The sequence below is a fragment of the Agromyces sp. NPDC055658 genome (assembly GCF_053618155.1).
Map to the genome: position 1 here is coordinate 1 of NZ_JBSHHD010000026.1, position 24,716 is coordinate 24,716.

Sequence of the window (24,716 nt, forward strand, 5' to 3'; positions counted from 1 at the left end):
GTCCGGCATTCGCCCGAATGCCGGACGACGCGCTGACGTTCAGCGTTCGAGCGGGCGCCAGACGACGACGGCGTTCTCACGGCGCGCGCGCGTGCCGGCCTTGAGGGTGATCACCTCTCCGGCCGAGCCGGCCGCGAAGATGCGCCGGCCCGGGCGGTTGAGCATCTCGTCGGCCAGTGCCGCCTCGAGCTCGCGCACGCGGGCCCGCAGCGACTGCACCTCGTCTTCGAGCCCGAGCACCCTGCGGATGCCTTCGAGGCTCACGCCCTCGCTCGACAGCTGCGCGATCTCGCGCAGCTGGGTGACATCGCGCATCGAGTAGCGGCGCGACTTGCCCGCTGTGCGCGTCGGCGAGACGAGGCCCAGCCGGTCGTACTGCCGCAGCGTCTGCGGGTGCATGCCCGCGAGCTCGGCTGCGACCGAGATGACGAAGAGCGGGCTCGTCTCGTTCATGTCAGCCCCGGGCCTTCGCGAGCAGTTCGTCGCGCGGGTTCTCGTCGGGCAGCGCCGCGGCGAGTGCCTCGACGGCCGCCTGCGCGTCCTTCGAGAGGTGCGACGGCACCGCGATCTGCACGACCGCGAGCAGGTCGCCCGTGCCCTTCTTGGTCTCGACGCCGCGCCCCTTCACGCGCAGCACGCGGCCGCTCGGCGTGCCGGGCGCGACCTTGAGCTTCACGGGGTCGCCGCCGAGGGTCGGCACCTGGATGGTCGCGCCGAGCGCGGCCTCGGTGAAGGTCACCGGCACGGTGACCCGCAGGTTGAGCCCGTCGCGCTCGAAGACGGGGTGCTTGCGCACGTTGACGGTGAGGATGAGGTCGCCCGTCTCGCCGCCGTCGGGCGAGGGATGGCCCTTGCCGCGCAGCCGGATCTTCTGGCCGTCCGAGACGCCCGCCGGGATGCGCACCGTGATCGGCTTGCCGTCGGCCGTCTGCAGGGTGACCTGGTCGCCCTTGGTGGCGGTGATGAAGTCGAGCGTCGTCGTCGCCGAGACGTCCCGGCCCTTGGTCGGGCCGCCGAACCCGCGGTACCCGCCGGTCGACTGGCCGAACCGGCCGCCCCCGAACAGGCCGCTGAGCAGGTCGTCGTACTCGGCGCCGCCGCCCTGCTGGAACGTGTAGCGCTGCCCACCGCCCTGGCCGAACATGCCGCCGAAGACGTCGTCGAAGCCGCCCTGGCCGCCGGCGCCCGGCGCGGTGAACCGCGCGCCCGTGCCCATCGCCCGGATCGCGTCGTACTCCTTGCGCTGCTCGGGGTCGGAGAGCACCGCGTTCGCCTCGCTGATCTCCTTGAACTTCGCCTCGGCCGCAGCGTCGCCCGGGTTCTGGTCGGGGTGGTACTTGCGCGCGAGCTTGCGGTAGACCTTCTTGATCTCCGCGTCGCTCGCGTCCTTGGAGACGCCGAGCACCTGGTAGAAGTCCTTGTCGAACCAGTCCTGACTGGCCATCGGCACCTCCTCTCTCTGAGTCTGTCTGAAATGGGTCCGGTGGTCGAGTAGCGCGTATCGAGACCTGATGCGCGGGTCTCGAGACGCTTCGCTACTCGACCACCGGGGAGTGGGTGCGGCGGGGCTAGACCGCCGGCGTCTTGACGACGACCTTCGCGGCGCGCAGCTGCACGCCGCCCAGCGTGTACCCGGTCTCGACGACATCGGCGACCGTGTCGACCTCGACCTCGTCACTGGGCTGCTGGAAGATCGCCTCGTGGCGCTGCGGGTCGAACGGCTCGCCGACCTCGCCGAACGCGGCGAGCCCGAGCTTCTCGACGGCGCCGCGCAGCTTCGCGGCGATCGTCGCGAAGGGCGAGTCCGCCTCGAGGTCGCCGTGCTTCTCGGCGCGGTCGAGGTCGTCGAGCACCGGCAGCAGCACGGCGACGGCCGCACCGACTGCGCGCTCGCGCTCGATCTCGCGGTTCGCCTCGGTGCGCTTGCGGTAATTCGCGTACTCGGCGGTCACCCGCTTGAGGTCGGCGAGGTGCTCGTCGCTCGGCTCCTGCACCTCGGCGTTCGCCGCGTTCAGGATGTCGTCGACGGTGAGCTCGGTCTCGTCCTCGATGAGGTCGGATGCCTCGGGGGCGCCCTCCTCGGGCGCCCCGTCGGCGGCCGGCTGCCGAACCTCACCGGTTTCGGGGTCGATGCGCCGCTTGTCGCGGATCACCGGCTCCTCGTGGTTCTGGTTCTGCTCGTCGGTCATGACTACTTCTTCTCCTCGTCGTCGTCCACGACCTCGGCGTCGACCACGTCTTCATCGGACGCGGCGTCGCCCGCCTGGCCCGTGGCCGAGGCGTCCTCGCCGGAGGCGGAGGCATCCGCCGCCTGCGACTGGGCGTAGATGGCCTCGCCCAGCTTGGTCTGCGACTGCGAGAGCTTCTCGAACGCGGTCTTCACCGCGGCGTCGTCGTCGCCCGCGAGCGCCGACTTCAGCGCGTCGACGTCGCCCTGCACCTCGGACTTGACGTCGGCGGGGAGCTTGTCGTCGTTGTCCTTGATGAGCTTCTCGACCGAGTAGGCGAGCTGCTCGGCGGAGTTGCGGGTCTCGGCCGACTCGCGACGCGCCTTGTCCTCCGCGGCGTGCTCTTCGGCCTCGCGCACCATGCGGTCGATGTCGTCCTTCGGGAGGCTCGAGCCGCCCGAGATGGTCATCGACTGCTCCTTGCCGGTGCCCTTGTCCTTCGCGGAGACGTGCACGATGCCGTTGGCGTCGATGTCGAAGGTGACCTCGATCTGCGGGATGCCGCGCGGCGCGGGAGCGATGCCGGTCAGCTCGAACGTGCCGAGCGCCTTGTTGTCGCGCGTGAAGTCTCGCTCGCCCTGGAAGACCTGGATCGCGACCGACGGCTGGTTGTCGTCGGCGGTCGTGAAGGTCTCGCTGCGCTTCGTCGGGATGGCCGTGTTGCGCTCGATGAGCTTGGTCATGATGCCGCCCTTGGTCTCGATGCCGAGGCTGAGGGGGGTGACGTCGATGAGCAGCACGTCCTTGCGCTCGCCCTTGAGGACGCCCGCCTGGAGGGCGGCGCCGACGGCGACGACCTCATCGGGGTTGACGCCCTTGTTGGGCTCCTGGCCGGTCTCCTTCTTGACGAGGTCGGACACGGCGGGCATGCGGGTCGAGCCGCCGACGAGCACCACGTGGGCGACGTCGCTGAGCTTGATGCCGGCCTCGCGGATGACGTCCTCGAAGGGCTTCTTCGTGCGGTCGAGCAGGTCGCTCGTCATGTTCTCGAACTCGGCGCGCGTGAGCTTCTCGTCGAGGTTCGCCGGGCCGTTCTCGGTGAGCGAGAGGTACGGGAGCTGGATGTTCGTCGACAAGCTCGACGAGAGCTCCTTCTTGGCCTGCTCGGCGGCCTCCTTGAGGCGCTGCAGGGCGATCTTGTCGTTCGCGACGTCGACGCCCGTCGAGTCCTTGAACTTCTTGATGAGCCAGTCGACGATGCGCTGGTCCCAGTCGTCGCCGCCGAGGCGGTTGTCGCCGGAGGTCGCGCGGACCTGGATGGTCGAGAAGTCGTCGTCCTTGCCCACCTCGAGGAGCGAGACGTCGAACGTGCCGCCACCGAGGTCGAAGACGAGGATGAGCTCGTCCTCCTTGCCCTTGTCGAGACCGTACGCGAGCGCCGCGGCGGTGGGCTCGTTGATGATGCGGAGCACGTTGAGGCCCGCGATCTCACCGGCCTCCTTCGTGGCCTGGCGCTCGGCGTCGTTGAAGTACGCCGGCACGGTGATGACCGCGTCGGTGACGGTGTCGCCGAGGTACTGCTCGGCGTCGCGCTTGAGCTTCTGGAGGATGCGGGCCGAGATCTCCTGCGGCGTGTACTTCTTGCCGTCGATCTCGTCGGTCTTCCAGTCGGTGCCCATGTGGCGCTTGACCGACGCGATGGTGCGGTCGACGTTGGTGACGGCCTGGCGCTTCGCGGTCTCGCCGACGAGCACCTCGCCGTCCTTGGTGAATGCGACCACCGACGGGGTGGTGCGGAAGCCCTCCGCGTTCGCGATGACGACCGGCTCGCCGCCCTCGAGGACGCTCACCACGGAGTTCGTGGTGCCCAGGTCGATTCCAACTGCACGTGACATGTGTGTTTCTCCTTCTCCCGGCGTTCGGTGGTCGAGTAGTGCCGCGCAGCGCGACGCGTGTCGAGACCCCTTCGCCGGATACCGGTTCGGCCTTCCTGGCCCGCAACCGAAGTCAGATGCGTCAAGACTTGAGCCTTGACGACTCAAGCCTCGCAGTGCCACGTGAACGTGTCAAGTCGGCGGGGCGAAACTTGAGTGTACTTGACTCAACTCACGGCGGGCGCTCAGTATTCCGCCCGCGCGGCATTCCGCCCGAGGCAGTAGCCTGCCGATCATGGATGCGCGCGAGGACGACGAACAGCTCGTCGCCGCAGAACTCGCCCGGTACGACCGCGAGCTGCGACGGTACCGTCGCCTGCGCAGTCGCATCGAGGCCGACTTCGCCCGCCGCCTCGACGCGGCCGGCTTCCGCTACTTCCAGGTCACCGCGCGGGTGAAGTCGCGCGAGTCGTTCGAGCGGAAGGTGCGCCGCGCCCCCGACCGCGAGGTGCGCGACATCCTCGGCGTCCGCGTGATCGCGCACTTCGAAGGCGACCTCCCCGCCATGGAGCAGGTCGTCCGTGAGGCGCTCATCGTCGACGACGACTCCTGGGTCGACAAGTCCGAGCTCCTCCCGATCGATGCCTTCGGATATCGATCGGTGCAGTTCGTCGGCCAGATCGCCGGCTCGTCCGGCCGGCGGGGCGGCGGTGACGCCGAGGTCGACGCCCCGCTCGTCGAGGTGCAGCTGCGCACCGCCCTGTCCGACACGTGGTCGGAGCTCGAGCACGACTTCCGCTACAAGTCCGCTCGCCAGCTCCCGCGCGAGGTCGACCGCCTCTTCGCCCTGTCGGCGGCGCTCCTCGAGCAGGCCGACGAGAACCTCGACCGCATCCGCCGTCAGGTGGAGGAGGAGCGCACGGCCGGCCCCGCCGCGCGCGGAGACGGCGGCGGCGAGCGCGGCTACATCGGCCGATTCATCCAGTACGACGGCGACTCCCGCTCCCTCGACCAGGTCGTGACCGCCGCCCTCGACGTGCCGTTCGGCGTCGTGACCGGCGCGGGCCGGGAGCTGCGCAGCGTCGTCCGCGCAGCCGGCTGGCTCAGGTACGAGGCGCTCGTCGACGGGTTCGCCGAGTACTCGGAGCTCGGTCGCCGGCTCGCGATCGCCTGCGCGAGCACGAGCAACGACCTCCTCCTGGCCGATGCCGAGCCCCAGCGCCCTGCCCGCGCGTTCCGCGGGATCGGCACGTACTGGACCGCACTGGCTGCGGCGCTCCTCGGAGGCGAGCCGATCCGCGAGAGTCGCGTCCCCGACGGCCGGCTCGCCGAGTACCGGGTGGTCGCCGCGTACCTCTACGCGAACCCCGATGCCTCGGCCCTCGGCGTGCGCAGCCGCTACGGTGCGATCGCGGCACCCGTCGGCACGCTCGACGACGCGGGGTTCCGGCCGATCGACCTCGGCTGAGCAGAGCCTGCGCCCTCTTCCGGCCGCCCGCCGAAGCGACCAGAATCGAAGCATGGACGAGACAGCAGAGGGCCGCACGCCGACGCGATCGATGCCGCCCGAGGAGTGCTGGGAACGCATCGAGGCCGCCCCGTACGGGCGCATCGCACTGGCGGCCGCGGGCGAGGTCGACATCTTCCCGGTCAACCACCGGCTCGACGCGCGCGGCGATCGACCCGTGATCGTGTTCCGCACCGCGGCAGGCACGAAGCTGCTCGAGCTCACCATCCACCACGGCGTGGCGTTCCAGGTCGACGGGTACTCGGCGACCGAGGCGTTCAGCGTCGTCGTGAAGGGCACCGCAGAGGAGTTCGACCGCGAGAGCGAGATCGCGGCGGCCGAAGAACTCGGCGTCCGGCCCTGGGCGCCCGAGACGAAGGACCGTTGGGTGCGCATCATCCCGACGGAGGTGCACGGGCGCTCGTTCGAGCTCTCGGCCGACTGATCACTGGCGCCGAGCGCCGGCGTGCGCGTCGGGGAGCACCCTGATGCTCCGCGGCTCCACGCAGCCCTAGACTCGCGCTCATGCGCCGTTCCCTGCAACGCCTCGCCCTGACCGCTGCCCTCCCGCTGCTCGTGATCGGGCTGAGCGCCTGCACGGGCGCGCCGTCGACGGAGCCCACATCCGAACCCACGTCCGAACCCACGTCGGACGCCACCGTCGCACCGAGCACGGAGCCGACGGAGACCGCCGCCGCCGCGACATGCGACACCGTGCTCACCGACGAGGCGTACGCGAAGCTCGACGCCGACGGACTCACCCCTCGCGACACGATCACGCACACCGAGTTCATCGGCGAGATGCTCGACGCGGGCGCACTCGGCTGCCGCTGGGGGAAGGAGGCCACCGACATCACACTCGATGTCGCGCAGCTGGCCGTCGATGACGCGGCCTGGCCCGAGTGGGAGGCAGCGCTCGCGACGGCCGGGTACACCCTGACCAACGACCCGGTGCCCGGCGCCTACACCGGTCCCGTCGAACCGGGCTCGGGCATCAGCCCCGTGGTCGTCCGGACCGACGGCGCGATCACCTTCCTGAGCGCTCCCACCTTCGCCGCCTGGGTCGCGCCGACCGGCGCGTAGCCCCGACGCTCGCGCTCGCGCGGCGTCACGGTGTGCGGCACGAGGCATCCGAACTGATTGAATCGACGGATGCGCCGAACCGCCGTGACCGCCCGATGAACCCGGTCGAATTCCTCGTGCTCACCGGCGGCGGCGTCGTCGCCGGCATGATCAACTCGGTCGTCGGGTCTGGCTCGCTCGTGACGTTCCCGATGCTGCTCGCCTTCGGCTACCCGCCCGTGCTCGCGAACGTCACGAACAATGTCGGCGTGCTGCCGGCCTCGCTGACGGCGACGATCGTCGGGCGCTCGGCCTTCGCCGGCGAGTGGCGCCGGCTCGCGCTCTACCTCTGCTTCTCCGCGGCGGGCGGCGTGACCGGTGCGCTCCTGCTGCTGCAGCTGCCGACCGAGGCGTTCGACATGATCGTGCCGGTGCTCATCGTCGTCGCCCTGCTGCTCGTCGTGTTCGGGCCGGTGATCCGCCGGTGGACCGCCCGGCTGCACGGCCAGGCCGAGCACCGCGACCACCCCGCGGCGACCATGGCCGTCGCCGGGCTCACCGCGGTGTACGGCGGGTACTTCGGCGCCGCGCAGGGCGTGCTGCTCATCGCGCTGCTCTCGATCACGATGGCGGGCTCGCTCGTGCGCGCGAACGCGTACAAGAACGCGATGGCCTCGACCGCGAACCTCGCGGCGGCGATCGTGTTCGTGCTCGTCACCGAGGTGGCGTGGCCGGCGGCGATCGCGATCGCGATCGGCGCGTTCGTCGGCGGGTGGCTGGGCGGCCGCTACGGGCGGCACATCCCGCAGACGGCGTATCGCGTCGTGATCGTCGTGATCGGCGTCGCCGCGCTGGTGTGGTTCCTGGTGCGCTGATGCCGTGCACCCTGCTTCAATCGACTGAGGAGGGTTCATGGACTGGTCTGAAGTCGGGCGCGACCGTTCGCTCTCGGTGCCCGATCGGCTGTCGATCAGGCTCGAGCGGCTGATCCTCGACGGCACCCTGCAGCCGGGCGAGAAGCTGCCGCCCGAACTCGAGCTCACCCAGCGGCTCGGGGTGTCGCGGGTGTCGTTGCGGCAGGCGCTGCACGAACTCGAGCGCCGCGGGCTGATCGACCGCAAGCCGGGTCGCGGCACCGTCGTGCTCTCACCGTCCGACGCGCGCGACGCGTCGAGCGCGGCGCTCGCCGATGTCCTCGGTTCGACGCACTCCGAGATCCCGCACATCCTCGAACTGCGTTCGATCATCGAGCCCCCGATCGCCGCGCTCGCCGCACGGCGGGCGACCGAGCGCGACCTCGCCCAGCTCGAGCAGCTCGTCGAGGCGATGGCCGCCCCCGAGTCGCACGGGCACTACGCCGAACTCGATCGCGCGTTCCACCAGGCGATCGCGCAGTACACGCACAACCCGCTGCTCGCGATGCTCAACGAGCAGATCGCGAACCTCATCGCACCCAGCCGCTCGACGGTGCTGCAGACCGACGAGCGGCGCGAGACGTCGACCGCCGCGCACCGGCGCATCCTCTCGGCGATCGCGGGCGGCGACCCCGAGGCCGCCGCGCGCGAGGCCGCGGCGCACCTCGTCGAGGTGCAGCAGCAGATCGAGATCGCCGCAGCGTCCGCGAACGCGCGGTCGGCGGGCGCCTAGCGGTCGAGGAGCGCCTGGCGGTCGAGGACGCCGCGCTCGACGACCGCGGCCAGGAACTCCAGGATCACGTGCGCCGCGAGGCTTCCGGTCTGCCCGACGATGTCGTGGGGCGGCGAGACGGTGTTGACGTCGAAGACGACGACCTCGAGCGAGGCGACGCCGCGCAGCAGCTCGAGCCCCTCCGCGGTGCTGAGCCCGCCCCACGCCGGCGTGACGACGCCGGGCGCCACCGACGGGTCGAAGACGTCCATGTCCCAGCAGAGGTAGACCGGCCGTGAGCCGATGGCCTCGCTGATCTCCGCGAGCACGTCCGCGACGCCCCGCTCGCGCACTGCGCGCATGGATCGCACGCGATAGCCGAGCGCTTCGGCGAAGCCGACGACCCCCGGCCGCCCGGCGAGCTCCGTGTCGCGGATGCCGACGTGGAACGAGCGGGCGACGTCGACGATGCCCTCGCGTGCCGCGTGCACGAACGAGTTCGCGTTGTTGAACTCGAACGGCTCGAACAGGTCGTACGCGTCGGTGTGCGCGTCGAAGTGCACGACGACCAGGTCGGGGTGCCTCCTGTGGGCCTCCCGGAGCTGCGGGAGGGTCACCGCGCCGTCGCCTCCGATCGTGATCGGGATCACCCCCGAGTCGAGCAGCGCGCCGACCTCGGCGGCGATCCGCCGGAAGGCGTCGTCGACCTGACCGGGGGTGACCTCGAGGTCGCCGAGGTCGACGAGCCCCAGGTGATCGACGGGGTTGATCCCGAGGTCCTCCGCGGTCTCGGCCACGAGGAGCGAGGATGACCGGACGTGAGCCGGGCCTCCCCGCCCTCCGATGCGCGACGGATGCGATCCCATGTCGAACGGGATCCCGAGCACGGCGGCCCGGGCTCCCTCCGCCGAGGCGGCGTGCGGTACGCCGAAGAGGGTGCCGGGCGCGCGTCGCCGATCGTTGACGGTCATCGAGCCATCCCTCCCGTCAGAGCACCTTCGAGAGGAACTGCCGCGTCCGCTCGTGCTGGGGCGCGGTGAAGACCTGCGCCGGCGGTCCCGACTCGATGATGCGGCCCCCGTCCATCACGATCACCCGGTCGGCGACCTCGCGGGTGAAGCCCATCTCGTGGCTCACGATGATCATGGTCATGCCGGCCTTGGCGAGGTCGCGCATGACCGCGAGGACCTCGCCCACCATCTCGGGATCGAGCGCACTCGTCGGTTCGTCGAACAGCATGAGCGCCGGCCGCATCGCGAGCGCACGGGCGATCGCCACGCGCTGCTGCTGTCCGCCCGAGAGCGACCTGGGTCGCGCGTCGGCCTTGTCGGCCAGGCCGACCCGGGCGAGCAGCTCGCGTGCGTAGCCGACGGCCTCGGACTTCTTCTCGCCCTTCACCCGTACGGGCGAGTGCCAGATGTTCTCGAGCACCGTCATGTGGGGGAACAGGTTGAAGTGCTGGAACACGAAGCCGATGTCCGCCCGCTGCCGGGCGAGGTCCCGCGCCGACCGCTCGACGAGCCTGCCCTTGCCGTTCGCGTGCTGCCCGATCTGCTCGCCGTTGACGTCGATCTCGCCGCCGTCGATCGGCTCGAGGCGGTTCAGCGTGCGCAGGAAGGTGGTCTTGCCGGCGCCCGAGGCGCCGACGAGCACGACGACCTCTCCGCGCTCGACCTCGACGTCGATGCCGCTCAGGATCTCGCGGTCGCCGAAGGACTTGCGCACCCCGACGGCGCGAACGATCGGCCCCCGGGTCTCGATCGGGGTGGCCACGGTGTAGTCGTTCATCGTCCGCTCCTCAGTAGGCGTCATCGGTCTGCAGCACGCGGGATGTCTCGGCCGTCGCCTGCGCGGGCGACGCCTTGCGGCTCCGGAGGCCGAAGAGCCGCTTCCACGCCGACTCGGCCCTCGGCAGCCCGGCGCGTGCGTTGAGGCTGTTCTCGATCGCCGTCTGGGCGACGGTCCACACCGTCGTGAGCACCAGGTAGTAGATGGCGATCACGAGGTAGATCTCGAAGACCTTGAACGTCGACGACGCCATCGTGCTGCCGACCTGGAACATCTCGGCGACGCCGATGATCGAGAGCACCGAGGTGGTCTTCATGAGGCCGTTGAACGAGTTGCCGAGCGGCGGCACCATGATGCGGATCGCCTGCGGGACGACGATGTACCTCATCGCCCCGAGCGGGGTATGACCGAGTGAGAGCGCCGCTTCGTTCTGGCCGCGCTCGACCGACTCGAGGCCCGAGCGGACGATCTCCGAGATGTAGGCGCTCTCGTGGAGCATGAGGCCCACGATCGAGGCCTGGACGGCGCCCTTGATGAGCACCCCCGCGAGGTCGGCGTCCTCGAAGCGGAACAGCCCGACAGCCGCGAACCCCGTGTAGATGATCACCAACTGCACGAGCAGCGGCGTGCCGCGGATCACCCAGACGTACAGGCTCGCGATGATGCGCAGCGGCAGGAACCGGCTCCGCCCCATGAGCGCGATGACGAGTCCGAGCACGAGCGCGAGCACCATCGAGACCACCGAGATGATGATCGTGAGCGCGAGCCCGTTCAGGAACTGCTCGCTGGGCGTCAGCAGGCTCTGCCAGAAATAGGTCCAGTCGAATGTCATGGGTCTCCTCCGAGGTGACTCGTGTCGCGGGGTGCCCGAGCGGACTACTCGCCGGCGGTGATGTCGGCGCTCTGCACGCCCCACTTCTCGAGCAGCGCGGCGTAGTCGCCGTCGTCGATGATCTGCTGCATCGCACCGTCGAGCGCCTCGTTGAGCGCGGTGTTGTCCTTCAGCGTCGCGGCGCCGATCTTGATCTTGCCGACCGGCTCGCCAGCCATCACGAGCGCGCCGTCGGACTCGCGGTTGTAGAAGTCCATGATCTCGGAGGTGTCGATGAACGCGTCCTGCTGCCCCGTGATGACCTGCTGCACGGCGGCGGTGCCCTCGTCGACGAGGGTGAGGTTGAGGGCCTTCTCGCCGTCGGCCTCGCACTTCGCCGACAGCTCCTCGGCGCCGTTGCCGCCGGTGGCACCGGTGATCGCGACGACCTTGAGCCCGCACAGGCTGTCGTCGACGCCGGTGACGCCCTTGGGGTTCTCCTTCGAGACGCCGACGCCGGTGCCCGAGTAGAGGTAGGGCACGAAGTTCGCGATCTCCTCTCGCTCGGGCTTGATGTAGAGCGAGCCCATGATGACGTCGCACTGGTTCGCCTGCAGCGCGGGGATGAGCCCCGCGAACGCGTACTCGGCGAGCTCGGTCTTCAGGCCGAGGTTGTCGGCGAAGGCGTTCGCCATGTCGATCTCGACGCCCGTGAGCTCGTTGTTCTCGTCGTAGAAGATGTTGGGCGGCGAGTCTCCCGTGCAGACGGTGAGCGCGCCCGGCTTCACGAGCCCGAGGGCGTCGTCGCCGGAGGCGGCGGACCCCCCGGAACCCGAGCTCGAACAGGCGGCGAGCGATGCGGCGACGGCGAGTGCGGCGACGGCGCCGGCGATGCGACGGAGGGGGAAACGGCCGGTCATGGGGGCTCCTTGGTCGAGGGCACAGCGTTGTGGTGGCCCAGTTTGACAGTTGGTAGGACCAACTGTCAAGCTGTCGATATGCCCTCCGCCGACGGCTCGCGAACGGGGCATTCCGCGAGAGGATCGAACATGGAGTGGACGTCGTTGCGCCGCCTCGAGGCGCTCTCGGTGCCGGGCCGGCTGTCGGTCGATCTCGAGCGCCTGATCCTCGACGGCGAGCTGAAGCCCGGCGACCGCCTTCCGCCCGAACGCGAGCTCGGCGAACTGCTCGGCGTCTCGCGCGTCTCGATCCGCGAGGCCCTGCACGAGCTCGAGAGCCGCGGGCTCATCGACCGGCGGCCCGGCCGCGGCACCATCGTCGTCTCCCCCGGCGATCGCGGCGGAGCGATGGGCTCAGCACTCACCTCGATGCTCGAGCGCTCCGACGACGGCAGCCACGAACTGGCGCGCATCATGGAGCTGCGCGCGGCGATCGAGCCGCCCATCGCCGCACTCGCCGCGATCCGAGTGACCGATCGCGACGTCGCGCAGCTGCGCCGCCTCGTCGAGAGCATGGAGGCCGAGACCGACCTCGAGCGCTACGCCAAGCTCGACCGGGCCTTCCACCAGGCGATCTCGCAGTACACCCACAACCCGCTGCTCGCCCAGCTGACCGACCTCATCGCGACGCAGATCAAGCCGAGCCGCCGCCGCGGCCTGCAGTCGCCCGAGCGTCGCAGCGCGTCGAGCGCCGCCCACCGGCGCATCTTCGAGGCGATCGCCGCGCACGACTCGGGCGCCGCCGAACGCGAGGCCCGCGCCCACGTCGACGAGGTGCTCGCCGCGATCCGTACCAACGTCGGGCCTGCGGCGATGCCCGCGGCCACCGACTCCCTGCCCACTCCGACCAACGAGGCGATCCGCGCATGACCGACACTCCGAACCCCCCGATCTCCGGCGCCGTCGCCACGTCGCACCACCTCGCCACCGAGGCGGGGGCCGCCATGCTCCGCGCCGGCGGCAATGCGATCGACGCGGCCATCGCCGCCGCGGCCGCGCTCTGCGTCGTCTACCCGAACAACGTCGCGCTCGGCGGCGACCTCGTCGCACTCGTCCGCAGCCCCGACGGCGAGATCCGGTTCGTCAACGCGACGGGCCGGGCGCCGGCGACGCAGACGCTCGACGCGCTCCGCGAGCGCCACGGCGACGCCCTGCCGAAGCGCGGCATCGACACGGTGACCGTGCCCGGCGGCGTGCGCGGCTGGCAGGCGCTCGCCGACCTCGGGGCCCGGCTCGGCTGGGCCGAGCGGCTCGAACCCGCGCGGCACCACGCGCGCGCCGGCGTGCCGACCGCGCTCTCGGTCAGCCGAGCCATCCGCGACGACCGCGACGCGCTCGCGGCCGACCCCGGCTGCCGCGAGGTGTTCCTGCCCGGCGACGCCCCGCTCGACGAGGGCGAGCCGCTCGTGCAGCCGGCGCTCGCCGACACGCTCGACCGCCTCGCGGAGCACGGTCCCGACGAGTTCTACGAGGGCGAGGTCGCCGCGCGCTGGATCGCGGGGCTCGCCGCCCTCGGCAGCCGCATCGCCGCGCAGGATGCCGCGGCCTACCGCCCGATCGTCGAAGACCCGCTCCGCCTCGAGGCGCTCGGCGTCGAGGTGGTCACCGCCCCGCCGAACACGCAGGGGTTCTCGTTGCTCCGCGCGGTGACGGGCGTCGCCGAGCGCGACCTCCGCGACCCCCTCGGCGCCGACGCGGCCGAGCTGGCCGACCTGTTCCACGCGGCGAACCGCGTGCGCGCGGCGTGGCTGTGCGACCCCGATGTCGCGCCGCTCGACGGCGTGCAGCTGATCACGGTCGACGCGCCGGCCGAGTCGCACGACGGCCGCCCAGCGCTCGGCGACACGGTCGGGCTCACGGCCGTCTCGTCCGACGGCTGGGCGGTCTCGCTCGTGCAATCGGTCTACTGGGCGTTCGGCGCGTGCGTGCTCGACCCCTCGACCGGCATCCTGTTCCAGAACCGCGGCACCTCGTTCTCGCTCGATCCGGCGCACCCGGCGGCCTTCGCCCCGGGCCTGCGCCCGCCGCACACGCTCATGCCCGTGCTCGTGCTGCGCAACGGCGAGCTGCTCCAGGTGCAGGCGACGATGGGCGGCCAGGCGCAGCCCCAGATCCACGCGCACCTGCTGCTCCGCACGCTCGCCGGCGCGTCGGCGATCGAGGCGACGAGTGCGCCGCGCTGGGTCGTCGGCGTGCAGGACGACGGCGACACCGCGACCACCGTCACGGCCGAGTCGGATGTCGCGGCGCCGGCCCGCGCGGCACTCGACGCCGCCCCGCAGTTCGCGGTCAAGGTCGTGCGGCCGCGCGACGAGGGCCTCGGCCACTCGAACCTGATCCGGGTGACCGACGGCGGCTTCGACGCGGCGAGCGACCCCCGGTCCGACGGCTCCGCGATCGTCGTCGAGGCCCAGCACGAGGCGGTGGCGCGATGACCGTCGAGCAGACCGCGCGCCGCCCAATCCTCGCGCTCATCGGCATCGGCGTCGTCGCCGGCTACCTCTCCGGGCTCTTCGGCGTCGGCGGCGGGGTGGTCGTCGTGCCGCTGCTCATGCTGCTCGGCGTCGATCAGCGCCTCGCCGCCGGCACTTCGACGACGGCGATCCTGCCGACGGCGATCGTCGGCGCGATCAGCTACGGCGTCACGGGCCATGTCGACTGGATCGCCGCCGCGCTGATCGCGGTCGGCGTGGTCGTCGGCGCCCAGCTCGGCACCTGGCTGCTCGCGCGCCTCCCCCGCGACATCCTGTTCTGGTCGTTCCTCGCGTTCCTCGTGATCGTCGGCGTGAGCCTCTGGCTCGTCGTGCCCCAGCGCGATGCCGCGATCGAGATCGACGTGCTCACCGGGGCGCTGCTCGTCGTCGTCGGCGTGCTGACCGGCGTGCTGTCGGGCCTCATGGGCGTCGGCGGCGGCATCATCCTGGTGCCGATCCTCATGTTCTTCTTCGGTGCGAGCGACCTCGTGGCGAAGGGCACCTCGCTCGCGATGATGGTGCCCGGCTCGATCTCGGGCACGATCGGCAACCTGCGGCGCGGCAACGTCGACCTGCGCATGGCCGCGGCGATCGGCATCGCCGCGTGCATCGTCTCGCCGCTCGGCACGCTCACCGCGCAGGCGATCACGCCGTTCGCGTCGAACGTCGCGTTCTCGCTGCTGCTCGCGTTCGCCGCCTGGCAGCTCGTCCAGAAGCACGTGAAGGCTCGCCGCGCGGCACGCGGGTGACGGGCGGTCGAGGCGGCTGACGGGCGCGCCGCGTTCAGCCGGCGCCCGCGACGGCCTCGGCGATGAGCGCCGCCATCGCCGCCGGGATGCGGCGCGGCTCGAGGGCGGCGACGAGGATCGGCGCGAACCGCGCCTTGCGCCCGGCATGCGTGCCCATGAACCGGCGCAGCTGCGCTTCGACGGGCCGCTCCCGCTGGAAGGGCTGGTGCTGGAACGTGCGGAACCGCGCGAGCTCGCCGTGCTCGGCGAGGAGCTCCTCGACGCGGGCGGCGCCGAGCGCGCGGATGAGCTCGCCCTCGAGGTCGGGCTCGCACGCGAAGAACCCCGTCGCCTCGAGCGGGTCGCCCGGCCTGCCGAGCCGGGCGTCGTCGACGGCGCGTCGCACGTAGGCGACTTCGCCCGCGTCGAAGAGCCCCAGCACCCGCCGCGGTTCGGCCTCGCGCGCGAGCGCCGCCAGGTGATGCCGCAGGTTCGTCACGCCGCCCATCGGCACGACCGCGGCGTCGGCCGCCGGCAGGTCGGCGTCGAGGCGCGCGGCGAGCGCCTCGAGGGCGAGCCGGTCGCTCTCGCCCTCGACGAGCACCAGGGTGGATGCCTCGACGAGCACCATGTCGCGCATGTGCCGACCCTACTCGCCCCTTCCGCGTCCCCACTCGCGCCGGTAGGCTCCAGAAGACCGGGTTGGGGGACCCGAATCGGGGGACATCCACGAGAGCCCGGGCGTCTGGGGGGACGACTCATGGCATCGACGACACGCGCGACGACCGGCGGGGGCACGGCGACGGGCGGTGCCCGGCCACCGGCCGACGGATCGACCGGGGCCCAGCCGGGCGACCGCCGCCGCAAGGTCCTCGCGATCCTGGCGGGAGGGCTCGTCCTCGGCGTCGGGGCTGCGGTGACGCTCGCGGTCTGGAACGACTCGGAGTTCGCGACGGGCACGTTCGGTGCCGGCGCGTTCGGCATCGAGGGCAGCGTGGACGGCACCGCATTCAGCAGCTCGGCGACCGCTCCGGGCAAGACGCTCACGTTCGCGCTCGACGCCGACGAGCTCAGCCCCGGCTCGACGGTGTACGCGCCGTTCGCCGTCCAGATGATCCCGACGTCGGACTACGAGGCCGCCGTGACCGTCGCCTCGACGACCGGCGGCACGATCGGGGCGAACCTCACCTACTCGCTGTACGCCGTCGACGCCTGGAACGAGGACTGCAGTGCGGCGACCCCGCCGCCGGGAACGGCGCTCGTCGCCGACCAGGCGGTGACCGACCCGGCAGCCGCGCCGGCGTTCGACCTGACGGCGGCCGGGGCGCCGAAGTTCCTCTGCTTCGCGGTGACCGCGGGCACCGGGCTCGAGTCTGGCCAATCGGGCACGGTGACGTGGGAGTTCGCCGCCGAGTCCGGCGACGTGCTGCCGTAGGCGTGCTCGTGTCACGGCATCGCGCGCCCCGTGATCGCCGGCGGCGCGCCCGCATCCTGCGAGCGGTGCTCGCCGGCGGCATCGTCTTCGGCGTCGGGGCGACGGCGACCATGGCGGCATGGAACGACTCCGAGGTCGCCACCGGCAGCTTCGCCGCGAGCGTGTTCGACACCGAGTCGCAGAGCGCGGGTTCGCCGACGTACGCGAGTCGCCCGACGGCGCCGGGGGCGACGCTGTCGTTCGCGGCGACCGGCATGTCGCCCGGGGTGTCGCACTACGCCTGGCTCAACGTGCGCACGACGACCGCGACGACGGTGGCGGGCGACGTGTCGCTGACGGGCGTGACGAACAACTCGGGTGGACTCGTCGCGGCGCTCGAATACCGCGCGGTGCGCATGACCGCGCCGAACCCGACCGCGACCTGCGCTGCGGCGGCCTTCACGGGCACGCCCGCGTACATCGCGGGCGGGGCCTCGAGCTGGCTTCCCGTCACCTCGGTGCCGGGCACCCCGGTCGCGAGCCCGGTCGCCGCGGCCGGCGGCGCGATCGGGCTGTGCTTCGAGGTCCGCGTCGTGAACGGCGCCGCGAACAGCTACCAGGGGCAGTCGGCCACGGTCACGTGGCAGTTCACCGCCGCATCGTCGAATTGAGAGCCGGATGCCTCGAGCACGTCCCTCCCGCGGCCTCGCCGTCGCCGGCGATGCGCTGCTGACCGTCGCTGCGGCGGCGGGGGCGCTGTGCCTCGTGCTCGTCATCGCGGCGGTGAGCCTGGGCGTGGGAATCGTGCTGTTCCGCACGGGCTCGATGAGTCCGACGATCCCGGCCGGCTCCGCGGCCGTCGTGCGCGAGGTGCCCGCCTCGTCGCTCGCGGTCGGCGACGTCGTCACGGTCGATCGTCCCGGCCGGCTGCCGGTCACGCACCGCGTCGTCGCGATCGACGACGGCGTCCGGCCGTCGACCCGCTCGCTGACCCTTCGGGGCGATGCGAACCCCGTCGACGACCCGGCGCCGTACGACGTCGCGACCGCCCGCATCGTGCTGTTCTCGGTGCCCGGCGCCGCACCGGCGATCGCCGCCCTGGGCGACGCGCGCGTGCTCGGCGGGCTCACCCTGGGGGCGACGGCGCTCGTCGTGTGGGCGTTCTGGCCACGTCGCCCCCGAGGCCCCTCCGCGCCTTCACCCGGGGCATCGCGACCCGATGCCCTGCCCGGGGCAGCACCGCGCCACCGCCGCGGCACGGCGACGGGTGCGAGCGCCCTCGGACTCGGCCTCGTCGCCGTCTCGATCGGCACCGCTGTCTTCGGCTCCGCCGCCCCGGCTCGCGCGGGCGTCGGGGTCACCGCCGACGAGACGGTGGTGCAGGGCGAGGTGATCCGGCTCGTCTCGGTCGGCGACGCCCAGGCGATGGCCAGCATGGCGCCCGGCGAGACGGTGGTCTGGGAGGTCGGCGTGTCGGCGCAGGCGCCGGAGCGCGGCACGATCGCGGTGACCCTGAGCGGCACCGGATCGCCGTCCCTCGGACTCGTCGGCGACGTCGCCTGGTGCGCCGAGCGTTGGACCGCGGCGGGCTGCGGGGCACCGACGACCGTCGCCGACGGCCTCGAGCTGCCCGTCGACGGGCAGCGGCTGCCGCTTCTCACGATGTCGAGCGACGACGAGCGATGGCTGCGCTTCGAGGTGCGCATGGCGCCGTCGGCCGGTCCCCCGGCCGGGCTCGCCACGCTCGTCGTGCGTGCGACCGGCAGTGGCGACGAGGCGAGCATCGGCCCACCGGGCAGCGGGGCGCACGACGGCCTCGCCGGCACCGGCACGGTCGCGGCGCCGGTGATCGCCGTCGTCGCCGCGCTCGCGCTGGGCGGCGCCGCGCTCCTGGCCGGATCGCGCCGCCGTCGCCGATCCGCCGGACACGGGGCGACCCGATGAGGCGCGGACGGCTCCGCATCGTCGTGGCCGCGGCGGCGGTCGCGGCATCCGCCGCCCTGATCGGCACCGCGCAGCCGACCGAGGCCGCGTGGAACGACGGCGAGCGCGCGACGGGGACGTTCGCCTCGGGCAGCGTCGCCGCCGTCACGCAGATGACCTGCACGGCGGGACTCCTGCAGCCCGTGACGTTCAACTGGACCGCGCCGGCGGGCGGGCTCACCCGCACCGGGTACCGCTGGACGGTCACGGGCGGTCTCGCGGGCTCGGGCACGCTCGCCGCCGGCGCCACCTCGCTCCAGCTCACGAACGGCCTGCTCGGCATCGGCTCGGGCACCTTCTCGCTCTTCGCCGTCGGGCCCGGCGGGTGGGAGTCGGCGGCGAAGACCGGCTCGCTCTCGTTCACGACCGTCGTGGTCAACGTGAACTCGACCTGTTCGGTTCCGTAGGACGGAATGCTGGACGGGCGACCCGATCCGCCCTAGACTGCCGAAGCTGCGTCCATCACCGGGCGCCGGCCCCGGAGCATCCGGGTGAAGGAGAGGAGACGACCATGGCTGTCTTCGTCATGCACCTCGACATCCCTTCATCCTGCGAGGCCGCCCTCAGCCGCTGATCCGCGGCGGTGGCCTCCGCGTCCTTCGGAGAAACCACCTTGCATCTGACGTCGTCACTCGACGAGACCGCTGTCGTGCGTTCCATCGTGAACTCGCGCACGGACCTTCCCGCCTTCACGACCCCGCGCTTCGACGCGGGCGACCTCGCCTTCCAGGACATCGAGCCCGGCGAGGACCAGCGCTGGTCGACCTGGCCCGCGACCACCCCGTCGGAACGCGGCCCCGAGCCGCGACCCGACTGGCTCGTCACCTCCGCCGCCGCGATCGACACCGAGCTCGGCGTCGTCAAGAGCGGCAAGGAGGCCGACCTCTTCCTCATCGAACGCGCCGTGCCGGGTGCCGACGCCGCGGTCGCCGGCAACGCCGTGCTGCTCGCGGCCAAGCGGTATCGCGGCGCGGAGCACAGCGACTTCCACCGGTCGCAGGTCTACACCGAGGGCCGCGGCACCCGCCGCAGCCGCGACGCCCGCGCCGTAGCGAAGGGCACCTCGTTCGGCCGCGAGGTCGCGAAGGTGCAGTGGGCCTACGCCGAGTTCGAGGCGCTCTCGCGGCTCACCGAACTCGGCGCGGCCGTTCCGTACCCCGTGCAGGTCGCGGGCACCGAGGTGCTCATGGAGTTCATCGGCGACGCGCACGGCGTCGCGGCGCCTCGGCTCGCCCAGGTGCGCGCGACGCCCGGCGAGCTCCGCGAGCTGTTCCACCAGATCGTCGACTTCATGCACACGCTCGCCGCCGGCGGGCTCGCGCACGGCGACCTCTCGCCCTACAACCTGCTCGTGCACGACGGCCGGATCGTGGTGATCGACCTGCCGCAGGTCGTCGACCTCGTGTCGAACCCGCAGGGCTTCGACCTGCTGCACCGCGACTGCGTCAACGTGTGCTCGTGGTTCACCCGCCAGCGCCTCGAGTGCGACCCCGAGGAGCTGTTCGGCGAACTCGTCGGCATGGTCGCGATGTGAGCGGGAGCGCGGTTCAGGATGCCTCGGCCGGGGCATCCTGAACGCGAGACGCGCCCGCAGCGTGCATCGGCGCCGCCTCGCGATACAGTGCACTCGATCGACGCGGATCGGCCCCGGCCGGCGCGCGCCGTCACCACCCGTTCACCGGACGCCGGGAGACTGCCCACATGACCGACCCGAACCACGACGCCCCCGCGTCGCCCGACGCCGCGCCGTCCCCGTCGTACGGTGCGCCGGCCGCCCCGCCGGCGACCGCGCAGAGCGGGGCGATCCGCGTGATGGGCCTGCAGATGCAGGAGGGGCGGCGCATCCCGCGCGGCCAGGTGTTCTCGTGGGCGCTGTGGGACTGGGCGACGCAGCCCTTCAACTCGGTCATCCTCACGTTCGTGTTCACCGCGCTCTACCTCACGAGCGACGTCTTCCTCGATCCCGCGGTCGCGGAACTCGGCGAAGGCGACCCGGCGTACGAGCGCGGGCTCGCCGACCTCGCCTCGGGCCTCGGCTGGGCGATCACGGTCGCCGGCGTCCTCATCGCGGTGCTCGCGCCGGTGCTCGGCCAGCGCGCCGATGTCGCGGGCCGTCGAAAGCTCTGGCTCGGCGGCGCGACCGCGCTGCTGGTGGCCTGCATGGTCGGGCTGTTCTTCGTGCAGGGCTCCCCCGCCTATTTCCTGCTCGGCGTCTCGCTCATCGCCGCGGGAACGGTGTTCAGCGAGATCGCGGGCGTCAACTACAACGCGATGCTCGTGCAGGTCTCGACGCCGAAGACGGTCGGCAAGGTCTCCGGGCTCGGCTGGGGTCTCGGCTACATCGGCGGCATCGTCGCGCTCGTACTCGTGGTCGTCGCGACGAGCTTCGACTGGTGGGGCATGCCGACCGACAACGGCCTCGCGTTCCGCGTGATCGCGCTCGGCTGCGCCGTGTGGACGCTGCTCTTCGCGTGGCCCGTGCTCGTCTACGTGCCGGAGGCACCGCCCGCCCCGCGGGCCGAACGGGTGTCGTTCTGGCGCAGCTACGTGGTACTCGCGAAGGACATCGCAGCGCTGTGGCGCGACTCACGACCGACGTTCTGGTTCCTGCTCGCGAGCGCGGTGTTCCGCGACGGCCTGGCCGGGGTGTTCGCGTTCGGAGCCGTCATCGCCGCGGTGGCGTTCCACTTCTCGTCGAACGACGTCATGATCTTCGGCATCGCCGCGAACCTGCTCGCGGGCGTCTCGACCATCGTCGCGGGCCGATTCGACGACCGGTTCGGTCCCCGCGCGGTCATCCTCACCGCGCTCGGCGGGATCATCGTCGCCGGGTCGATGGTCTTCTTCCTGCACGACGCGGGCAAGCTCGTCTTCTGGATCTTCGGCCTCGCACTCACCCTCTTCGTGGGGCCCGCCCAGGCGGCGTCGCGGTCGTTCCTCGCGCGGGTCACCCCCGCCGGCCGCGAGAGCGAGATCTTCGGTCTCTACGCCACGACGGGGCGCGCGGCGAGCTTCCTCTCGCCGATGCTCTGGTCGGCGTTCATCCTGCTGTTCGGCGCGACGTACTGGGGCGTGCTCGGCATCATCCTCGTGGTCGTCGCCGGCTTCGTGCTCATGCTCTGGGTGAAGGTGCCGACGCAGCGCTGAGCGGGTCGACGCCCGCAGCTACGCGACCCGACCGGCCGGCTCGGCCGTCGCCGCGTACGCCCGGCGGAACCCGTGCACCGCCCTGAAGCGGAGCGCGGAGACGGCGTTCGAGTTCATGCCGAGCGCCGTCGCGATCTCCCGCGGCGGGAGACCCTCGACGTCTCCGAGCCACAGCACGCGCTGCCAGGTGTCGGGAAGCGACTGGAAGACCCGCACGGCCGACGAGCGGTCGGCCGCGTCGTCGACGCCGGCGAAGAGGTCCTCGGCGACGAGGAGGTCGTCGTAGCCGTCCATCGTGACGACGGGCACGGCGCGACGGGCCCACTCCATCGAGAGGTTCCGCATGACGGCTCGGAGATATGCGCGCGCGGCCGTCTCCGGCCCCCGCCCGTTCCTGATCGCCTGCAACAGCCGGACGAACGCCTCGGACACCAGCTCATCGGCCTCGAACCGGGTCGTCATCGTGCGGGCCCATCGGCAGAGCGGCCCGTGGTGGCGGCGCCACAGCGCCGCGAAGGCCTCGTCGTCACCGCCCCGGGTCCGCTGCAGCAGTTCGCGGTCGGTCGGTTCGGTCGGTGCGGCGCAGGCGGCGCAGGCGGGTGGGAGTTGCGGCGACATTCGGGTTACCTCGGCATCCGTCTCGGGTAAGGCTCGACAGTGCCCTCGAAGCAACCTCCCGCCCCGAGGTACCGAGCAAGCTACCGAGCGGGCTGCGGCGCGCCATCCCACATATCGTGCGAAGCCGGATTCCGCGGATCCTGCGTAAGGATCGCCGCGACCGCGACTCCTTAACCGATAGAACCGGATGCGTCGGGCATCGGGTTCCAGGTCTGGGTCGGGTAGCCCGGCCGACGGTCAGATCCCTGACCGTGAGGGGGTCGCTGCGATTCGGGTTCGCGGCGGCCCCCGTTTCTTCAGCTCATGCCCCGAGTCACCCGCTCAGGCCCCCAGCAGGCCGAGCGCCATCGCCCGGTCGACGGCGGCGCCCCGCGTCGTGACCTGCAGCTTGCGGTAGATCGAGGCCGTCTCGGAGCTCACGGTGTTCCGCGACAGGTACAGCCGCTGGCCGATCTCGGCGAGCGTCAGGTGCGTCTGCAGGTACGGGAGCAGCCTGAGCTCCGCGGGCGTGAGGGGCGTCAGCCGGCTGCCCGCCACTGAGGCCATGTCGAGCCGCTCTCGAAGCGAGCGCACCTGATCGCCCAGCCGCCCGAGGCGCGGCCGGTGGACCTCGATGCCGGAGATCTCCTCCACCGACTGCGCCGACCCGTCGCGATCGCCCGACGCGAGCAGCGCCTTCGCGATGTGCAGGCGCACGCGGACGGCGATGAACGGGAGCACGTAGGTGCTGAGCGCTCGCGTCCGCATCGCCTGCGCCAGGCGTTCCCGCGCCTTCGCCTCGTCGCCCTGGTGGAGGGCGACTCGAGCTCCGACGGCCCACGCGAGGGAGGCGATCGCGTAGTCCTCGATGTGTCCCTCCTCGACGGCTCGCAACGCGACGACGACGCGCGAGGCGGCATCGTCCCAGCGCCCGTCCTCGATCGCGATGCCGGCGCGCTCCGACTCGACGAGGGCGAGGCGCACGAAGTTCCGACGCCGGGTCGCGATCTCCGAAGCCTCCGCGAATGCTCGATCAGCTTCCTCGGTGCGCCCCTCGAGCAGGCACATCTCGCCGAACAGGCACAACGCGAGATCGCGCCAGGAACTCCACACCGGCACGGTCTGGAGGGCGGTCATCGCGTCCGACATCCCCGTGTCGGGACCGTCGCGGAGCATCGCCACCGCGAGCAGCGCACGGCCGCCGACGAACGGCAGGTCGACGCCGTCGGGATCCTCGCCCGGGTCGAGCCGCCCGAGGAGGTCGGCCCACCGCTCGGCCCCGGCCACGTCCCCGTTGAGCACCGCCGTCCAGGCGGCGAGGACGGCGAGCGGCGGGATGGACTCGATCACCTCGTCGCCCACGAGGTCCATCCAACGGCTGACCGTCGAGAACCGCCCGCTCTGGTACCCGGGAAGTGCCGCCTGCGTCAGGAGCCGCGCCGAGCGGCCACGATCGCCGGCGGCGAGCGCGTGCTCGATCGCGCGCGCCGGGTCACCGCTCGCGCCGAACCAATCCGCGGCGCGGAGGTGGAGCGGGGCCACGAGCGCAGGGTCCCGCCGCCGGAGTTCGGCGAGCAGGAACTCCCGGAAGAGCTCGTGGTAGCGGAACCAGCCGGTGCGACGACGGTCCAGCGGGATCAGGAACGCGCTGCGCTCCTCCAGCGTGCGGAGCATGGCCTGCGAGTCCGACCGGCCGAGCAGCGCGTCGCAGAGGGGGCCCGACATCCTGGTCAGCACCGAGGTCCGGACGAGGAAGTCCTGCACCTCGACCGGGACCTTCTCGAGCAGCTCCCGGTAGAGGTAGTCGTGCACGAACCGGTCCTCGCCGGTGATCGCGAGCACGTCGCCCTCGTAGCGGGCGACGAGCGCGGCGAGGACGAGCCCGCTCGCCCAGCCCTCCGTTCGCGCGACGAGCTCGGCGAGCTCCTCGTCGCTCGCGTCGACCTGCTCGCGCCGGAAGATCACCGCAGCAGCGGCGACGTCGAGGCCGAGCTGCGCGGTCGTGATCTCGTGGAGCCGCCCGTCGACGCGCCGCCGGGCGGCGTACGGCTGTTCGTGCCGGCTCGTGACGACGCACTGGGAACCGGCTGGGACGCCGTCGAGCACCACATCGAGCACGTCGTGACAGGCAGGGGAGGACAGCACGTGCAGGTCGTCGATGACGAGCAGGAACGGGGCGTCCGCGCGGGCGAGCACGGAGGCGAGGAGCGGTGCCGAACGGCTGAGCGCCGAGCCCTCCTGCCAGCGCATCCGCCCGATCGCCTCCGAGCTCGACGGCGAGATCCGCTCGAACGCCGCCGCGATGAGCGCGAGGAGCGCTGCCGGGTCGTCGTCGAGGCTGTCGAGCGAGACCCACGCGACGCGCCGTTCCTCCGAATCGGCCCATTCGGCGACGAGCGTCGACTTCCCGTACCCGGCCGGGGCGGTCACCGCCACGTGCGTGCGGCCGCTCTCGCGCGCGGCGCGGATGAGCTCCCGCCGACTCGCCTGGCCCCGTCGCATCGGCGGTGGCGTCACCTTCGTGTCGTACAGGTACTCCAGAACGTCTGTCTGCTCCAACGGCTCCCCCGAACGGCGT

25 protein-coding genes are annotated in these 24,716 nt (G+C 71.9%); 14 read left to right on the plus strand and 11 right to left on the minus strand.

Going from position 1 to position 24,716, the window contains the following annotated elements:
- Positions 1–39 precede the first annotated feature (39 nt).
- The 4 genes from ACWGPE_RS13035 to dnaK form a co-directional block, all read right to left on the minus strand.
- A complete protein-coding gene (locus tag ACWGPE_RS13035; protein WP_231429449.1) occupies positions 40–453 on the minus strand; it encodes a heat shock protein transcriptional repressor HspR in 414 nt (137 codons plus the stop codon).
- Between the two features lies 1 nt (position 454).
- Positions 455–1,444, minus strand: coding sequence for a DnaJ C-terminal domain-containing protein (locus tag ACWGPE_RS13040; protein ID WP_231429447.1), 990 nt, complete (start codon positions 1,442–1,444; stop codon positions 455–457).
- A gap of 124 nt (positions 1,445–1,568) precedes the next feature.
- Entirely contained in the window at positions 1,569–2,189 is a 621-nt protein-coding gene (locus tag ACWGPE_RS13045) for a nucleotide exchange factor GrpE (RefSeq protein ID WP_452048860.1), read from the minus strand.
- Positions 2,190–2,191: 2 nt separating this feature from the next.
- Positions 2,192–4,063, minus strand: a complete 1,872-nt coding sequence (gene dnaK, locus ACWGPE_RS13050; RefSeq protein WP_452048861.1) for a molecular chaperone DnaK — start codon at positions 4,061–4,063, stop codon at positions 2,192–2,194.
- A 274-nt stretch (positions 4,064–4,337) separates the two neighbouring features.
- Here dnaK and ACWGPE_RS13055 point away from each other — a divergent pair, with 274 nt between their 5' ends.
- The 5 genes from ACWGPE_RS13055 (at position 4,338) to ACWGPE_RS13075 (ending at position 8,258) form a co-directional block, all read left to right on the plus strand.
- Positions 4,338–5,510 carry a GTP pyrophosphokinase gene (locus ACWGPE_RS13055; RefSeq protein ID WP_452048862.1) on the plus strand — a complete coding sequence of 391 codons (1,173 nt, stop codon included), beginning with the start codon at positions 4,338–4,340 and terminating at the stop codon, positions 5,508–5,510.
- 52 nt (positions 5,511–5,562) lie between these two features.
- Entirely contained in the window at positions 5,563–5,994 is a 432-nt protein-coding gene (locus ACWGPE_RS13060) for a pyridoxamine 5'-phosphate oxidase family protein (RefSeq protein WP_231429440.1), read from the plus strand.
- Positions 5,995–6,074: 80 nt separating this feature from the next.
- Positions 6,075–6,632 (plus strand): hypothetical protein, encoded by a 558-nt coding sequence (locus tag ACWGPE_RS13065; RefSeq protein ID WP_452048863.1) that lies wholly within the window; start codon positions 6,075–6,077, stop codon positions 6,630–6,632.
- Between the two features lie 95 nt (positions 6,633–6,727).
- Positions 6,728–7,486 carry a sulfite exporter TauE/SafE family protein gene (locus tag ACWGPE_RS13070; RefSeq protein ID WP_275507054.1) on the plus strand — a complete coding sequence of 253 codons (759 nt, stop codon included), beginning with the start codon at positions 6,728–6,730 and terminating at the stop codon, positions 7,484–7,486.
- Positions 7,487–7,523: 37 nt separating this feature from the next.
- Complete coding sequence (locus tag ACWGPE_RS13075) at positions 7,524–8,258, plus strand: FadR/GntR family transcriptional regulator (protein ID WP_275507055.1); 735 nt, start codon at positions 7,524–7,526, stop codon at positions 8,256–8,258.
- On the opposite strand, the gene ACWGPE_RS13080 is transcribed toward ACWGPE_RS13075, so the two are convergent.
- Genes ACWGPE_RS13080 through ACWGPE_RS13095 form a run of 4 tightly spaced genes read right to left on the minus strand, consistent with a single transcriptional unit; the run spans position 8,255 to position 11,756 of the window.
- Positions 8,255–9,208 (minus strand): arginase family protein, encoded by a 954-nt coding sequence (locus tag ACWGPE_RS13080; RefSeq protein WP_452048864.1) that lies wholly within the window; start codon positions 9,206–9,208, stop codon positions 8,255–8,257. The genes ACWGPE_RS13075 and ACWGPE_RS13080 overlap by 4 nt on opposite strands.
- A 16-nt stretch (positions 9,209–9,224) precedes the next feature.
- Entirely contained in the window at positions 9,225–10,025 is an 801-nt protein-coding gene (locus ACWGPE_RS13085; protein WP_255679823.1) for an amino acid ABC transporter ATP-binding protein, read from the minus strand.
- A gap of 10 nt (positions 10,026–10,035) precedes the next feature.
- Positions 10,036–10,857 carry an amino acid ABC transporter permease gene (locus ACWGPE_RS13090; protein WP_231429429.1) on the minus strand — a complete coding sequence of 274 codons (822 nt, stop codon included), beginning with the start codon at positions 10,855–10,857 and terminating at the stop codon, positions 10,036–10,038.
- A 44-nt stretch (positions 10,858–10,901) separates the two neighbouring features.
- On the minus strand, positions 10,902–11,756 hold the full coding sequence (locus ACWGPE_RS13095; protein WP_231429427.1) for an ABC transporter substrate-binding protein: 855 nt from the start codon (positions 11,754–11,756) through the stop codon (positions 10,902–10,904).
- Positions 11,757–11,885: 129 nt separating this feature from the next.
- On the opposite strand from ACWGPE_RS13095, the gene ACWGPE_RS13100 reads away from it, so the two are divergent.
- The 3 genes from ACWGPE_RS13100 to ACWGPE_RS13110 are packed head-to-tail and all read left to right on the plus strand — an operon-like array spanning position 11,886 to position 15,018.
- Positions 11,886–12,665, plus strand: a complete 780-nt coding sequence (locus ACWGPE_RS13100; RefSeq protein ID WP_231429426.1) for a FadR/GntR family transcriptional regulator — start codon at positions 11,886–11,888, stop codon at positions 12,663–12,665.
- Complete coding sequence (locus tag ACWGPE_RS13105) at positions 12,662–14,230, plus strand: gamma-glutamyltransferase family protein (protein ID WP_452048865.1); 1,569 nt, start codon at positions 12,662–12,664, stop codon at positions 14,228–14,230. The genes ACWGPE_RS13100 and ACWGPE_RS13105 overlap by 4 nt, the downstream gene beginning before the upstream one ends.
- The gene (locus tag ACWGPE_RS13110; RefSeq protein ID WP_452048866.1) at positions 14,227–15,018 is read left to right on the plus strand and encodes a sulfite exporter TauE/SafE family protein; all 792 of its coding nucleotides are present in this window, start codon (positions 14,227–14,229) and stop codon (positions 15,016–15,018) included. Before ACWGPE_RS13105 ends, ACWGPE_RS13110 begins: the two co-directional genes overlap by 4 nt.
- Before the next feature lie 34 nt (positions 15,019–15,052).
- Here ACWGPE_RS13110 and ACWGPE_RS13115 read toward each other — a convergent pair whose 3' ends face one another.
- The gene (locus tag ACWGPE_RS13115) at positions 15,053–15,637 is read right to left on the minus strand and encodes a TOPRIM nucleotidyl transferase/hydrolase domain-containing protein (protein WP_231429420.1); all 585 of its coding nucleotides are present in this window, start codon (positions 15,635–15,637) and stop codon (positions 15,053–15,055) included.
- A 120-nt stretch (positions 15,638–15,757) separates the two neighbouring features.
- On the opposite strand from ACWGPE_RS13115, the gene ACWGPE_RS13120 reads away from it, so the two are divergent.
- The 6 genes from ACWGPE_RS13120 (at position 15,758) to ACWGPE_RS13145 (ending at position 21,541) form a co-directional block, all read left to right on the plus strand.
- Positions 15,758–16,432 (plus strand): SipW-dependent-type signal peptide-containing protein, encoded by a 675-nt coding sequence (locus ACWGPE_RS13120; RefSeq protein ID WP_275507060.1) that lies wholly within the window; start codon positions 15,758–15,760, stop codon positions 16,430–16,432.
- An 8-nt stretch (positions 16,433–16,440) separates the two neighbouring features.
- Entirely contained in the window at positions 16,441–17,082 is a 642-nt protein-coding gene (locus tag ACWGPE_RS13125) for a SipW-dependent-type signal peptide-containing protein (RefSeq protein ID WP_275507061.1), read from the plus strand.
- A gap of 7 nt (positions 17,083–17,089) precedes the next feature.
- Positions 17,090–18,355, plus strand: coding sequence for a hypothetical protein (locus ACWGPE_RS13130; RefSeq protein ID WP_452048867.1), 1,266 nt, complete (start codon positions 17,090–17,092; stop codon positions 18,353–18,355).
- Complete coding sequence (locus tag ACWGPE_RS13135) at positions 18,352–18,801, plus strand: hypothetical protein (RefSeq protein WP_231429409.1); 450 nt, start codon at positions 18,352–18,354, stop codon at positions 18,799–18,801. Before ACWGPE_RS13130 ends, ACWGPE_RS13135 begins: the two co-directional genes overlap by 4 nt.
- A gap of 242 nt (positions 18,802–19,043) precedes the next feature.
- Positions 19,044–19,928: a serine protein kinase RIO gene (locus ACWGPE_RS13140; protein WP_231429407.1), complete on the plus strand. Its 885-nt coding sequence runs from the start codon at positions 19,044–19,046 to the stop codon at positions 19,926–19,928.
- A gap of 167 nt (positions 19,929–20,095) precedes the next feature.
- Positions 20,096–21,541, plus strand: coding sequence for an MFS transporter (locus ACWGPE_RS13145; protein ID WP_374201075.1), 1,446 nt, complete (start codon positions 20,096–20,098; stop codon positions 21,539–21,541).
- Positions 21,542–21,559: 18 nt separating this feature from the next.
- Here the strand turns inward: ACWGPE_RS13145 and ACWGPE_RS13150 are convergent, their stop codons facing one another.
- Together ACWGPE_RS13150 and ACWGPE_RS13155 are read right to left on the minus strand one after the other, a co-directional pair.
- On the minus strand, positions 21,560–22,159 hold the full coding sequence (locus ACWGPE_RS13150; protein ID WP_452048868.1) for an RNA polymerase sigma factor: 600 nt from the start codon (positions 22,157–22,159) through the stop codon (positions 21,560–21,562).
- A 321-nt stretch (positions 22,160–22,480) separates the two neighbouring features.
- The gene (locus tag ACWGPE_RS13155) at positions 22,481–24,697 is read right to left on the minus strand and encodes an AAA family ATPase (protein WP_452048869.1); all 2,217 of its coding nucleotides are present in this window, start codon (positions 24,695–24,697) and stop codon (positions 22,481–22,483) included.
- Between the last annotated feature and the right edge of the window lie 19 nt (positions 24,698–24,716).